This window comes from Rahnella sp. EDr1-12, assembly GCF_049206505.1.
GTDB lineage: Bacteria > Pseudomonadota > Gammaproteobacteria > Enterobacterales > Enterobacteriaceae > Rahnella > Rahnella rivi.
In genome coordinates this window covers 1,737,277-1,751,208 of the sequence record NZ_JBLZNY010000001.1, presented here as the reverse complement: position 1 = coordinate 1,751,208, position 13,932 = coordinate 1,737,277, and the positions used below count along the sequence as shown (strand labels likewise).

Sequence of the window (13,932 nt, the reverse complement as noted above, 5' to 3'; positions counted from 1 at the left end):
AGTTATTTCCCCCATTGTGGACGTTTGATGTAAAAAACAGCATATCCGCAGTGAATAGATGAAGAGGTAACATTATCGTCAGGTTAATTGATGTTTTATTCAACAACACCTGAGGATATCGGCCTGTGAACTGAATGGCTGCCAGGCTATGAAAACAGTGAGATAAGCCAGTCCAGCAGCGCGCGGATCCTCGGTGCCAGAAAGCGTCCGGGCGGGTACATTATGTACAGCGGCATCGGCGGTGGCGGGTACTCCGGCAGCACCTCAATCAGCGTTCCTTGGGCCAGTTCCTGTGCAATGGCCAGTTTCGAAGCCTGAATCAGTCCAAACCCTGCTTTTGCCGCCGCCACGTAGGCATCGGCACCGCTGACGGTCAGGGTGGCGGGGAGCATAATTTTTTCGGTATTGCCGCCAACCCTGAACTCGAGATGCGTTTCTGCCCGCTGATGGGCAAAAAAATAGCCAACCGCCTGATGTGATTGCAGATCGGCCAGCGTCTGAGGTGTGCCGCGTAACGCGAGATAGGCGGGTGAAGCGCAGGTCAGTTGCACCAGATCGGTGAGATGACGCGATTGCAGATTGTCATCTTCCGACGGCCAGGCGCGCAGAACGCAGTCCACGCCCTGATCCAGCAGATTGATGGCATTATCGTTAGCGCTGAGGATCAGGTTGATCTGTGGATACTGTTGATAAAATGTACTCAGCGCCGGGATCACCCGTTCGCGTGCCAGCGAGTGCGGCATATCGATGCGCACAATGCCAGCGGGCTGATTTTTGTGATGGGCGAATAACGTATCGGTTTCTTCCAGAGCGGCCAGTAAATGCAGGCAGCGCTGATAATAAATTTTCCCTTCGTCGGTAATTTTCACCTGACGGGTGGTGCGTAAAAACAGCCGGACGCCGAGCCGCTGCTCCAGCCGTTTGAGCGTGGTGCTGACGGTGGCGCGGGGGATGTCGAGGTCTTCCGCCGCGCGGCTGAAACTTTCCAGCTCTGCAATACGGATGAAAATTTTCATAGCCTGAATCTGATCCATATCACTCCCGGCGATGGCTGGTGGCTTTCTATTGTTCGTGAATTCTGAACAGTGTTGCACGTTTACGCGGATTTATCTTTTCCGGCACAACAACCACACTTCATTTCGTCACTCCCCCCATTCATGTCAGAAGGAAAGTCAGATGAAACAACGTCAGCTTGGAAAAAATGGCCCGCTGGTCTCCGCGCTCGGTTTAGGTTGCATGGGTATGAGCGATTTTTACACCACCGGTCAGGACGAAAAAGCGTCGCTGGCAACGCTTGAACGGGCGCTCGAACTCGGCGTGACCCTGTTAGATACCGCCGATATGTACGGGCCGCATACCAACGAGGAGTTGCTCGGCCGCTTTCTGAAAGGCCGTCGAGATAACGTCTTTCTGGCCACCAAATTCGGCATCGTGCGTGATGCTTCCAATCCGCAGGCGCGCGGTACAAACGGCCATCCCGACTACGTGCGTCAATCCGTGGAAGGCAGCCTGAAACGTCTGGGAACCGACGTTATCGATCTCTATTATCAGCACCGTCCCGATCCTGCCGTGCCGGTAGAAGAGACGATCGGCGCGCTGGCGGATCTGGTGCGTGAGGGCAAGATCCGTTATATCGGCCTGAGCGAAGTGTCGGTGAGCATTCTGGAACGGGCGCACAGCGTTCATCCGATCACGGCGCTGCAAACAGAATATTCGCTGTGGTCGCGGGATGTGGAGGCAGATATTTTACCGGCGTGTGAACGGCTGGGTATTGGATTTGTGCCGTATAGCCCGCTGGGGCGAGGTTTTCTGACCGGTCAAATCCGTTCGATTGACGATCTGGATGCAGACGATTACCGTCGCGACAGCCCGCGTTTTCAGGGGGAGAACTTCGCGAAGAATCTGCAACTGGCGGAGAGAATTGCTGAGCTGGCGCAGGAAAAAGGGGTAAAACCGTCGCAGCTGGCGCTGGCCTGGGTATTGTCGCGTGGCGACAACATGGTGCCGATCCCTGGCACCAAACATCGTCATTATCTTGAGGAAAACATCGCCGCGCTTGATGTCTCCCTGAGTGAAGCCGAAATCGCGGCGATCGAAGCAGTATTTCCTTTCCGCGCCGCAGCAGGCGAACGCTACAACGCAGAAATGATGCGCATCCTCAGTGTCTGACTGATTAACGTCTTTTCTTTTTCGAATCGCGCGGCGCACGGCCACGAACGGCTTTATACACTTTGAAGCGGCCGTTTTGGGCCAGCACTTCATGGCTGCCGAAAGCATCATCAAGCAGCGCGGCATAAGGCAGGAAGGCGTTAGCCACAATGCGCAGTTCGCCGCCGATATTCAGATGGCTGATTGCGCCACGGATCAGCTGCTCAGACGCATGCAGGCTGGTTTGCAGCCCTTCATGGAACGGCGGATTGGAAATGATCATATCGAAACGGCCATCAATGTCTGAATAGACGTTGCTGGCAATCACTTCGCCGTCCAGTCCGTTGGCGGCAAGCGTGGCGCGGCTGGCTTCGATAGCGGCTGCGCTCACATCGCTGAGCGTGATTTTCATCTTCGGCGAGTAAGTCGCCAGAACAGAGGCCAAAACGCCTGAACCGCAGGCGATATCCAGAACTTTGCCTTTCACCGGCTCTTCAAACGTGTTGATCAACAGCAGGCTTCCGCTGTCCAGACCTTCACGGCTGAATACGCCCGGCAGGGTTTTGATGGTCACTTCTTCGACCATGTATTCATCCCACCAGCCGTCAGCATCAAATTCAGGCTGTTTTTCCAGACGGCCATGATACAAACCACAGCGGCGGGCGCTGTCGATTTTGCTCAGTTCACACAGGCCTTCCAGCGTGGTTTCCGCGCTGCGTACGCCGCTGCGGTTTTCGCCGATGACAAACACGTCGATGCCAACCGGCATCTGCGACAGCAGATTAAACAGCTGGAATTTGGCTTCGAGTTTGCTCTTAGGCCAGTAATAAATCAGCACATCGCAAGGGGCGATAAGATCTGCGTCGGCGAGTAAACCGAACTGTACGTTGTCGCCCAGCGCTTTGCTGAGCATCTGCCCATGGTGATACATATTGGTGTGGACGCGGACTTCTTCGGCGTCAATTTCAGCAGGCAGGCTGTCTTGTAAGTCGCCGGCGAACAGGACGCGGCGGCCTTCAAATTCTTCGCTATGGCGCAGTATGACTTCACTGGCCGGAGTTAATGCAGACATCAGGATAAGGCTCCTCAGGGTTTGGCCCGCGATTATATACTCTTCGTCCCTGATTGAGTAATCGAGCTTTATTGGCGCATGTTCCGTGTGTTTGCTAGCATAGCCGGGCTTTTCGCACTTCAACGGGCAGGGATCAGGCATGGCATCCAGAAGAGATACGTTGTTACAACAACTGGGGATCACCCAGTGGACGCTGCGTCGGCCTGCGGTTTTACAGGGCGAAGTCGCCGTCAGCCTGCCTGCAGACACCCAATTACTGATTGTCGCAGACGTTCCGCCGACTGAAGATGATCCGCTGGTGTGCGATGTTCTGCGCAGCCTGGCGCTGACCGGACAGCAGGTTTACCGCCTGACGCCGGAACAGGTGACGATGTTACCTGAAGATACCCGCTGCAACGTCTGGCGACTGGGGGTAAACGAACCTCTGCCGCTCTCCGGTACGCAGTTATCCAGCCCGGCTCTGGCCGAGCTTTATCAAGATGCCGGCGCCAAACGCGCGCTGTGGCAGCAGATTTGTGAAAATGAACCCGATTTCTATCCTGACGCCCGCTGATCTTCCCCGCGCATTCCAGATTGAACAGGCCAGCCATGCTTTTCCGTGGACTGAAAATACGCTTGCCAGCAATCAGGGCGAGCGCTATCTGAACCTGAAAATCATGCAGGGTGAAGTGATGGCTGGTTTCGCCATCACTCAAATCGTCCTCGACGAAGCGACGCTGTTCAACATCGCCATCGATCCGGCCTTCCAGCGCCAGGGCTTAGGCCGCACGTTGCTGGAAGAGGTCATACAACAGCTTGAGCAGAAAGACGTTTTCACCCTCTGGCTGGAAGTGCGTGCTTCTAACGCCAAAGCCATTGCGCTGTACGAAAGCCTCGGCTTTAACGAACTCTCAGTTCGCCGCAACTACTATCCTGCCGCCCAGGGGCGTGAAGATGCCATTATGATGGCGCTGCCGCTGGGATAGAGCACAAAAAAACCATTGATTGCCCATCCCGGCTAAATCAGTGAAAATAGCCGGCTATAACTTTTATTACCGCTTTGCCTGACGTCTCCTTCTGACGTGATGTGAAATCCTATGCAGGGCGGACCAACCGCAGAAACGTGAAAAACATGTCTCCAAGTGAATACGCCCTTGAAGTGGCTAAGCGCCGCACATTTGCCATCATCTCTCACCCCGATGCCGGTAAAACCACCATTACTGAAAAAGTTCTGTTATTCGGAAACGCGATTCAGACAGCAGGTACGGTAAAAGGCCGTGGCTCGAACAATCACGCCAAATCCGACTGGATGGAAATGGAAAAACAACGTGGTATCTCCATCACCACGTCCGTGATGCAGTTTCCGTATAAAGAGTGCCTGGTTAACCTGCTCGACACCCCGGGGCACGAAGACTTCTCCGAAGATACTTACCGTACCCTGACCGCCGTCGACTGCTGTCTGATGGTGATCGACGCCGCAAAAGGCGTCGAGGATCGTACCCGTAAGCTGATGGAAGTTACCCGTCTGCGCGATACGCCGATCCTGACCTTCATGAACAAACTCGACCGTGATATCCGTGATCCGATGGAAGTCATGGACGAAGTGGAACGTGAGCTGAAAATCGCCTGTTCTCCGATTACCTGGCCGATTGGCTGCGGTAAATTGTTCAAGGGCGTTTACCACCTCTACAAAGATGAAGTCTATCTGTACCAGACCGGTAAAGGTCACACCATTCAGGAAGTCCGCACGGTCAAAGGGTTGAATAACCCTGAGCTGGACGCTGCCGTCGGTGAAGAACTGGCGAAGCAATTGCGTGAAGAGCTGGAGCTGGTGCAGGGCGCATCGCATGAATTCGATCACGAAGCGTTTCTGACCGGTGAACTGACGCCGGTATTCTTCGGTACCGCGCTGGGTAACTTCGGTGTTGACCACATGCTTGACGGTCTGGTGGACTGGGCGCCTGCGCCAATGCCACGTAATACCGACGTGCGTGAAGTGAAAGCCGACGATGAAAAATTCACCGGTTTCGTGTTTAAAATTCAGGCCAATATGGATCCTAAACACCGCGACCGCGTGGCGTTTATGCGTGTGGTTTCCGGGCGGTACGAAAAAGGCATGAAACTGCGTCAGGTGCGTACTGGCAAAGACGTGGTGATCTCCGATGCGCTGACCTTCATGGCCGGTGACCGTTCGCATGTGGAAGAGGCCTACCCGGGTGACATCATCGGGCTGCACAACCACGGCACCATTCAGATAGGCGACACCTTTACTCAGGGTGAGAACATGAAATTCACCGGCATTCCTAACTTTGCCCCTGAAATGTTCCGCCGTATCCGCCTGCGTGATCCGCTGAAACAGAAACAGCTGCTTAAAGGACTGGTTCAGCTGTCAGAAGAGGGCGCTGTTCAGGTGTTCCGCCCTATTGCCAATAACGATTTGATCGTCGGTGCGGTAGGTGTTCTGCAGTTTGAAGTAGTCGTGGCGCGCCTGAAAAGCGAATACAACGTGGAAGCGATTTATGAATCGGTCAACGTGAGCACCGCCCGCTGGGTCGAATGTGACGACGTGAAGAAATTCGAAGAATTCAAGCGTAAGAACGAAACCAACCTGGCGCTCGATGGCGGTGATAACTTAGCTTATATTGCGCCTACTATGGTGAACCTGAATCTGGCTTCTGAGCGATATCCTGAAGTGAAATTCCGCAAAACCCGCGAGCATTAATTCCTGATTGCGTGGTTTACAACCTGAAGACGGCCATTGCGCCGTCTTTTTTTTGCCCTTTTTTGGCTGAGCGTCACATTTCCTTTCATTCCCGTTTGTGTATTTTTTCATCTTCCCACCCTGAATTCGCCCATAATTTCTTCGAAATCTTAAGACTTGTCTGCATTCGGCCCCGTAATTGGCGATCGCTCTACTCTTTTGGACATTCTTGACTATATTAAATGTGTGTTCACGAAACAGTGGCGTAAAGCACTGCTTAAAAGTGACGAAGCAGAGTGTTATATCGAAAGGCGATAAAAAGCCCGAATAAAACGACGTACTCTGCTACAAAGGAAGTAAATACAGCAGCAATACAATTTGTTAGAAGGCGTCACCAAAAATGTGGCGTACCGGGTCCAGGCTTAGGGCTCATAAACTGAAAGGAATAAATCGATGAAAAATTCTAAATTTGCCTATTCAATGATGGCCGTTGTTCTGGGTACCGCACTGATGAGCGGTAGCGCACTGGCTGCAAGCACCACTGATAGCGCAGGTGCAAAAATCGATAGCTCCATGAAGAAAGTTGATAACTACATGGGCGATAGCGCCATCACAGCAAAAGTGAAAAGTGCACTGGTGGATGATAAAGCCATCAAAAGCACCGACATCTCTGTTACCACCAATTCTGGTGTGGTTACGCTGAGCGGCTTTGTGGCTTCCCAGTCTGAAGCTGAACAAGCTGTTGCCGCCGCCACCAAAGTTGAAGGCGTGAAATCTGTCAGCGACAAATTGCACACTAAAGACAAAAGCGAACAAAGCGTGAAAGGTTACGCCGGTGACTCTGCTACCACGGCTTCAGTAAAAGCCAAGCTGCTGGCAGACGACATCGTTCCTTCACGTAACGTCAAAGTAGAAACCACCGAAGGCGTTGTTCAGCTTTCCGGTTCAGTAAAAGACCAGGCACAGTCTGACCGTGCTGAAAGCGTTGCGAAAACCGTTGATGGCGTGAAAAGCGTTAAAAACGACCTGAAAGTTGCACCATAATTTTCGCGACACGTGTGTCGTATGAAGCAGTAAACGGCGTCCGCTCACGGGCAGGGCGCCGGATTTGAATAACATATAATGATATACCGTACCTCCTGCCCATTGTCCGGCACTGAAGGCTTACGCAATAGCGATGTGAACATTTATTTGAAAAATAAGCGTTAGTTTTTGCTAACACTTCCATTTTTCCGACTATCTTTATTAGGTAAGTGATGATTTTTATCTCCGGTATTTGCCGGCTAATAAAGTGTCACCAAGACAAATGTTACACCGAGACTTCAGACCGGAAGTAGGAGTGTCACCTTTTTAAACTGGCAAAGTGAATATATAGGGTAAGGAGAAGCTTATGTTTCGTTGGGGCATTATTTTTCTGATCATCGCGTTGATCGCAGCAGCACTGGGTTTTGGTGGTTTGGCTGGTACAGCTGCCTGGGCTGCAAAAATCGTATTCGTAGTGGGTATCATTCTGTTCCTGGTCAGCTTGTTTACCGGTCGTAAACGACTCTGACAATATAACGTTATGAAATCATAACGTTAACAGAAGTCCCTCGTAAGACACCGCATCGCCCTCTTATCTGAACACATTGCCTGACCGCAGTGTTTTCAGAAAAGGGGGCGATGTTTTTTATGTTATGACCCTTCTCATTTATGTGATCCGTTAACAGTAAGTAACGATTTTATCCTCACATCCTGGTAAGAAACTCACCGAAACTGATAAGACGAGGTATGCTCAGAAATGAAGCCTGCCCGTAAAGGCTAATTGTGTGAGGATAATGCGTTGGGATACAGAATACCTGTCACGCTGGGGAATATAGAACCGCTGGCATATAAACCCTACCGGCCGGGCAAGATTGCCCTGGTGTGCGAGGGGGGAGGGCAGAGAGGCATTTTTACCGCCGGTGTGCTGGATGAATTTCAGCGGGCGAATTTCAATCCCTTCGATTTGTACCTCGGAACCTCTGCCGGCGCGCAAAACCTTTCCGCCTTCGTGTGCGGACAACCGGGTTACGCCAGAAGAGTCATTACCCGCTACACCACCAGCCCTGACTTCTTCAATCCGCTGCGCTTTGTGCGCGGCGGGCATCTTATCGATCTCGACTGGCTGGTCGATGAAACCGCAAAAAACATGCCGCTGGCGATGGAAAGCGCGGAAAAGCTGCTGATCGATGGCCGCGAATTTCTGATGTGCGCCTGCCGCAGCGATGATTACACGGCCAGCTATTTTTCACCGACGCGTGAGAACTGGTTGCCGGTGATCAAAGCCTCCAGCGCCATACCCGGTTTTTACCGTATGGGCGTGGATCTGGACGGCATCAGCTATCAGGACGGCGGCATCAGCGACGCTATTCCGGTGGAAGAAGCTTACCGTCGCGGGGCAGATACCATCGTGGTGATCCGCACGGTGCCTTCGGCGATGTTCTACACGCCGCAATGGATGAAGCGTATGGAGCAATGGCTGAGCGAAAGCAGCCTGCAACAACTGGTGCGCATGATGCAGCATCACGAAAACAGCTATCACCGTATTCAGCAGTTCATTGAAAACCCACCGGGCGACGTGCGGATTTTCGAAATCTTCCCGCCGAAACCGCTGGCCAGCCACGCGCTCGGCAGCCGTTTACCTGCTCTCAATCAGGATTATCATCTCGGGCGCCGCTGTGGCCGGTATTTCCTGTCGGCAGCCGCACACTGGCTGTTGCCACGTGAAAATGAGCGGCCTTATCCGCAGATTATCCCGCGGGCGACACGGCCTCAGCGCGTGGTGGTGCCGGAGAATGAGCCAGAAAACGTGACACCGCTGGCGGCGGCCGTCAGCACGGTCGAACAAATCGTGCTTGATCCCGCTGTGCTCACCGATATGGTGGCCGATGGTGGAGTCGTGCGTCCGGCGGCTTTTCAGGACAGTACGCCGGCAGAAATCCGCCCGCAAAGCGTCCCGTCTGAGATGCGGTCAGCGGACATTTATCCTGCCAGTGAAGGCGATAAGCTGTGAGTGTTCACTTCGTTGATACGCACTGCCATTTCGATTTCCCGCCGTTCACCGGTGCTGAGGCTGAAAGCCTGCATCTGGCACAACAGAGTGGCGTGCGGGACATCATCGTGCCCGCCGTTACCGCCGATCGTTTCCACGGTATTCTCTCCCTGGCAAAAAAATTCCCTCAGCTTTATGCCGCGCTCGGTCTGCATCCTCTGTATATCGCGCAGCATACAGACGAGGATCTGGCGTTACTGGATACCCTGCTCAGCCAGCGCGATCCACGCGTGGTGGCCGTCGGGGAAATCGGGTTGGATCTGTTTATGGAAACGCCGATGTTTGAGCAACAACAGCGTTTGCTGAAGGCGCAGTTCGCCCTGGCAAAGCGTGAGTCGCTGCCGGTGATCCTGCATTCACGGCGCAGTCACGATCAGCTGGCGGCCATGTTACGGCAGGCAAAACTTCCGGCGACCGGTGTGGTACATGGTTTTGCAGGCAGCCTTTCTCAGGCGCAGGCGTTTATCAGACTGGGTTTCGCCATTGGCGTCGGCGGCACCATCAGCTATGCGCGTGCGCAGAAAACCCGTCAGGTGATGGCGCAGTTACCACTTTCCTCATTGTTGCTGGAAACGGATGCGCCGGATATGCCGTTGCAGGGTTTTCAGGGCCAGCCAAATCGCCCGGAACGCGCCGCCGCAGTGTTTGATGTGCTGTGTGAGTTACGCCCGGAACGCCCCGAAGATATCGCCGCCGCGCTGCTGGCGAATACCCGCCGGGTGTTTAATCTTCCTTCTTTTTGATGATTGCTCTCATCGTTTTGTGATTTAAATAACATTAAGTTCTCGTAAAATTCCCCATCAACATGCCGATCGTGATGTTTTGTAAGTTTTGTTTCCTCTTTAAATGTTATTATTATAACATCACCGGCAAGATTACCGGTCGGTGATCCCCGCGTGTCTGCCCGAACTCCGTTTGTCATGAATCGGGTATACACTCTTATATGGGCCGAATACTGAGCATAACGCCGGGTAAATGTGATTCAGATCTCATTTTACCAAGCAACGTTGCAAACGGTTTTCATTTTGTGTGAAATACTGCACACAGGAACCTGATGTGACGTGTTCAAATAGTCACAACGAATTGGCGTCTGCCAATCCAAGCGCGGTGAGAAGGATCTCAGTTGCCACGTAAGCCAGATACAGCGCTTACGCACGCTATCTTCAAGGAACCAAGTCCGCTCGCCAACCGTGCAGAATTCTTCTGCGGCGTTACCCGCCGAAAGGAATTCATGACTGTATGCTCAGTTCTGGCTGGTCGCTGGAATTGAAAATTGTTGGAGAGTTATATGACCGATTTAACCGCCGCAGCACAACGTGCGCTGAACCTGATGGATTTAACCACCCTGAACGAAGACGACACCGATGCAAAAGTGATCGCGCTTTGTCATCAGGCAAAAAGCCCGGCAGGTAACACCGCTGCTGTGTGCATTTACCCTCGTTTTATCCCGATTGCCCGTAAAACCCTGCGCGAGCAAGGTACGCCGGACATCCGTATCGCAACCGTGACCAACTTCCCGCATGGGAACGACGATCTTGAGATTGCGCTGGCTGAAACCCGTGCCGCTATCGCTTACGGCGCAGATGAAGTTGACGTGGTCTTCCCTTACCGCGCGCTGATGGCCGGTAATGAGCAGGTTGGTTTTGAAATGGTGAAACAGTGCAAAGAAGCCTGTGCCGCTGCCAATGTCCTGCTGAAAGTGATCATCGAAACCGGTGAACTGAAACAAGACGCGCTGATCCGTAAAGCATCTGAAATCGCTATCAAAGCGGGTGCTGATTTCATCAAAACCTCTACCGGTAAAGTGCCGGAAAACGCCACGCTGCACAGCGCAGAGCTGATGATGACTGTGATCGCTGAAATGGGCGTCTGCAAAGACGTCGGTTTCAAACCTGCCGGTGGCGTTAAAACCGCTGAAGATGCCGCGCAGTATCTGGCGCTGGCCGATCGCCTGCTGGGCCGCGAATGGGCTGACTCACGTCATTTCCGTTTCGGTGCATCCAGCCTGCTGGCAAGCCTGCTGACCACTCTGGGTCACGCCGGTCAGAAAGCCACCAGCAGCTATTGATCACCGGGGCACCGCTCTGGCGGTGCGCATCTGTCGGGGCGTTGCCATGCAGCGCCCGCACAATCAGCGTCCAGATTCTGGCGTTCAGCTCAGGCAGGGGGATACCTTGTTTCTCGCACAAGAAATTATTCGTAAAAAACGTGATGGCCATCCTTTAAGTGACGAAGAAATTCGTTTCTTTGTGAACGGTATTCGCGACAGTCAGGTTTCAGAAGGTCAGATCGCCGCACTGGCAATGACTATTTATTTCAACGACATGACCATGAATGAGCGCGTGTCGCTGACCATGGCGATGCGTGATTCCGGTACGGTACTTAACTGGAAAAGCCTGAACCTGAACGGCCCGATCGTGGATAAACATTCCACCGGTGGCGTGGGTGACGTGACTTCCCTGATGCTCGGCCCGATGGTGGCGGCGTGCGGAGGTTATGTTCCGATGATTTCAGGCCGTGGCCTCGGTCATACCGGCGGCACGCTCGATAAACTCGAAGCCATTCCGGGGTTTGATATTTTCCCGGACGACAGCCGTTTTCGCAGCATTATTCAGGACGTTGGCGTAGCGATCATCGGCCAGACCAGCTCGCTGGCGCCGGCGGATAAACGCTTCTATGCCACCCGTGATATCACCGCGACCGTTGATTCCATACCGCTTATCACCGCGTCAATCCTCGCCAAAAAACTGGCTGAAGGTCTGGACGCGCTGGTCATGGACGTCAAAGTGGGTTCCGGCGCATTTATGCCGACCTATCAGCTGTCCGAAGACTTGGCTCAGTCGATTGCCGATGTGGCGAACGGCGCAGGCTGCAAAACCACCGCATTGCTGACGGACATGAACCAGGTGCTGGCCTCCAGCGCCGGTAACGCCGTTGAAGTGCGTGAAGCCGTGCGCTTCCTGACCGGCGAATACCGCAATCCGCGTCTGCTTGAAGTGACTATGGCGCTGTGCGTGGAAATGTTGCTGTCCGGCGGTCTGGCAAAAGATGACGCCGATGCCCGCAGCAAACTGCAGGCCGTGCTGGATAACGGCAAAGCGGCAGAGATTTTTGGTCGCATGATTGCGGCGCAAAAAGGACCGGCTGACTTTATTGAAAATTACGATCGCTATCTGCCGCAGGCAACGCTGAGCAAACCGGTTTATGCCGAGGGCAACGGGATTGTCAGCGCGATGGATACCCGTGCGCTGGGCATGGCCGTGGTGTCACTGGGTGGCGGTCGCCGCCGTGCCAGCGACCCTATCGATTACAGCGTAGGCCTGACGAACATGGCGCAGCTCGGCCAGCAGGTGGATACCCGCCAGCCACTGGCGATGATCCACGCCAACAGCGAAGCTGCCTGGCAGCAGGCTGCCGCAGAAGTGCGTGCCGCCATTGTTCTGAGCGACAGCGCGCCGGAAATTACGCCGGTGGTGTATCGCCGGATCGGCGGCAACGCTTGATTTCAGGCCACCTCGCCCCCATTTAAGACTGATCAGGTACGCGGCAGTTCCGCGTGACCCAATGCGTAACCATTCGCAGGAGAGCAAAATGAAACGTACATTTATCATGGTGTTAGACTCATTCGGTATCGGTGCCAGTGAAGATGCCGAACGCTTTGGCGATACAGGCTCTGACACGCTGGGCCATATCGCGGCTGCCTGTGCGCGTGGTGAAGCCGACAAGGGTCGCAAAGGGCCGCTGCATCTGCCAAACCTGACCCGTCTGGGGCTGGCGAAAGCGGCTGAAGAATCTACCGGTAAAATTCCTGACGGCATGGACGGTGATTCCGAAATCACCGGTGCGTATGCCTACGCCAGCGAACTGTCTTCCGGTAAAGACACCCCGTCAGGCCACTGGGAAATCGCCGGTGTGCCTGTGTTGTTTGAATGGGGCTATTTCAGCGACACCACCAACAGCTTCCCGCAGGAACTGCTGGATAAACTGGTTGAGCGTGGCAATCTGCCGGGCTATCTCGGTAACTGCCATTCCTCTGGCACCGTTGTGCTGGATGATTTAGGTGAAGAGCACATGAAAACCGGCAAGCCGATTTTCTACACCTCCGCCGACTCTGTATTCCAGATCGCCTGCCACGAAGAAACTTTCGGGCTGGATCGTCTGTACGAACTGTGCGAAATCGCCCGTGAAGAGCTGACGGAAGGCGGCTACAACATTGGCCGCGTGATCGCCCGTCCGTTCATTGGCGACAAAGCCGGTAACTTTGAGCGTACCGGTAACCGTCACGATCTGGCGGTTGAGCCACCGGCACCGACCATTCTGAAAAAACTGGTTGATGAGAAAGACGGCCATGTGGTGTCTGTCGGTAAAATCGCTGATATCTATGCGCAGGTCGGCATCACCAAAAAAGTGAAAGCCACCGGTCTGGACGCTCTGTTTGACGCCACCATCAAAGAGATGAAAGAAGCGGGCGACAAAACCATCGTCTTCACTAACTTCGTGGATTTCGACTCCTCTTACGGCCACCGCCGTGACGTGCCGGGCTACGCCGCCGCACTGGAACTGTTCGACCGCCGCATGCCGGAACTGCTGGAACTGGTGAAAGAAGATGACATCATCATCTTCACCGCTGACCACGGTTGTGACCCAACCTGGCGCGGTACGGATCATACCCGTGAGCACATTCCGGTGTTAATCTACGGCCCGAAAGTGAAACCGGGCTCATTAGGCCACCGTGAAACCTTCGCGGATATCGGTCAGACGGTCGCGAAATACTTCGATCTGTCACCGATGGACTACGGCAAATCCATGCTGTAAGACTTTGCAGACGCGGGGGGGGCCGGAAGAAGGCCCCGCGGAAAATATTATATTTAAAAAAAAAAAAAAAAAAAAAAAAAAAAAAAAAAAAAAAACAAAAAAAAAAAAAAAAAAAAAAAAAAAAAAAAAAAAAAAAAAAAAAAT

At 53.5% G+C, this 13,932-nt stretch carries 13 protein-coding genes; 11 read left to right on the top strand and 2 right to left on the bottom strand.

What is annotated here, in order from left to right; genetic code table 11:
* Positions 1 to 146: 146 nt before the first annotated feature.
* On the bottom strand, positions 147 to 1,034 hold the full coding sequence (locus ACO0U8_RS08060) for a LysR substrate-binding domain-containing protein (protein WP_421670586.1): 888 nt from the start codon (positions 1,032 to 1,034) through the stop codon (positions 147 to 149).
* Between the two features lie 142 nt (positions 1,035 to 1,176).
* Between ACO0U8_RS08060 and ACO0U8_RS08055 the strand changes: the two genes are divergently transcribed.
* Positions 1,177 to 2,169: an aldo/keto reductase gene (locus ACO0U8_RS08055; RefSeq protein ID WP_421670585.1), complete on the top strand. Its 993-nt coding sequence runs from the start codon at positions 1,177 to 1,179 to the stop codon at positions 2,167 to 2,169.
* A 4-nt stretch (positions 2,170 to 2,173) separates the two neighbouring features.
* Here the strand turns inward: ACO0U8_RS08055 and rsmC are convergent, their stop codons facing one another.
* Entirely contained in the window at positions 2,174 to 3,220 is a 1,047-nt protein-coding gene (rsmC, locus tag ACO0U8_RS08050; RefSeq protein ID WP_056776643.1) for a 16S rRNA (guanine(1207)-N(2))-methyltransferase RsmC, read from the bottom strand.
* Between the two features lie 139 nt (positions 3,221 to 3,359).
* Here rsmC and ACO0U8_RS08045 point away from each other — a divergent pair, with 139 nt between their 5' ends.
* The 10 genes from ACO0U8_RS08045 to deoB all read left to right on the top strand — a co-directional run bounded on the left by ACO0U8_RS08045 (position 3,360) and on the right by deoB (position 13,788).
* Entirely contained in the window at positions 3,360 to 3,773 is a 414-nt protein-coding gene (locus tag ACO0U8_RS08045; protein WP_421670584.1) for a DNA polymerase III subunit psi, read from the top strand.
* Positions 3,742 to 4,185: a ribosomal protein S18-alanine N-acetyltransferase gene (gene rimI, locus ACO0U8_RS08040; protein ID WP_421670583.1), complete on the top strand. Its 444-nt coding sequence runs from the start codon at positions 3,742 to 3,744 to the stop codon at positions 4,183 to 4,185. The genes ACO0U8_RS08045 and rimI overlap by 32 nt, the downstream gene beginning before the upstream one ends.
* A gap of 146 nt (positions 4,186 to 4,331) precedes the next feature.
* Positions 4,332 to 5,921: a peptide chain release factor 3 gene (gene prfC / locus ACO0U8_RS08035; protein WP_056776651.1), complete on the top strand. Its 1,590-nt coding sequence runs from the start codon at positions 4,332 to 4,334 to the stop codon at positions 5,919 to 5,921.
* A gap of 432 nt (positions 5,922 to 6,353) precedes the next feature.
* On the top strand, positions 6,354 to 6,944 hold the full coding sequence (gene osmY, locus ACO0U8_RS08030) for a molecular chaperone OsmY (protein WP_056776654.1): 591 nt from the start codon (positions 6,354 to 6,356) through the stop codon (positions 6,942 to 6,944).
* 346 nt (positions 6,945 to 7,290) lie between these two features.
* Positions 7,291 to 7,452, top strand: coding sequence for a DUF1328 domain-containing protein (locus tag ACO0U8_RS08025; RefSeq protein WP_013577105.1), 162 nt, complete (start codon positions 7,291 to 7,293; stop codon positions 7,450 to 7,452).
* 270 nt (positions 7,453 to 7,722) lie between these two features.
* Complete coding sequence (locus ACO0U8_RS08020; RefSeq protein ID WP_238485212.1) at positions 7,723 to 8,934, top strand: patatin-like phospholipase family protein; 1,212 nt, start codon at positions 7,723 to 7,725, stop codon at positions 8,932 to 8,934.
* Complete coding sequence (locus tag ACO0U8_RS08015) at positions 8,931 to 9,716, top strand: TatD family hydrolase (protein WP_421670582.1); 786 nt, start codon at positions 8,931 to 8,933, stop codon at positions 9,714 to 9,716. The genes ACO0U8_RS08020 and ACO0U8_RS08015 overlap by 4 nt, the downstream gene beginning before the upstream one ends.
* 545 nt (positions 9,717 to 10,261) lie before the next feature.
* Positions 10,262 to 11,041 carry a deoxyribose-phosphate aldolase gene (gene deoC / locus ACO0U8_RS08010; RefSeq protein WP_421670581.1) on the top strand — a complete coding sequence of 260 codons (780 nt, stop codon included), beginning with the start codon at positions 10,262 to 10,264 and terminating at the stop codon, positions 11,039 to 11,041.
* A 46-nt stretch (positions 11,042 to 11,087) separates the two neighbouring features.
* Positions 11,088 to 12,476, top strand: a complete 1,389-nt coding sequence (gene deoA, locus ACO0U8_RS08005) for a thymidine phosphorylase (RefSeq protein WP_205965057.1) — start codon at positions 11,088 to 11,090, stop codon at positions 12,474 to 12,476.
* 88 nt (positions 12,477 to 12,564) lie between these two features.
* Positions 12,565 to 13,788: a phosphopentomutase gene (gene deoB / locus ACO0U8_RS08000; RefSeq protein WP_056776667.1), complete on the top strand. Its 1,224-nt coding sequence runs from the start codon at positions 12,565 to 12,567 to the stop codon at positions 13,786 to 13,788.
* Positions 13,789 to 13,932: the final 144 nt, after the last annotated feature.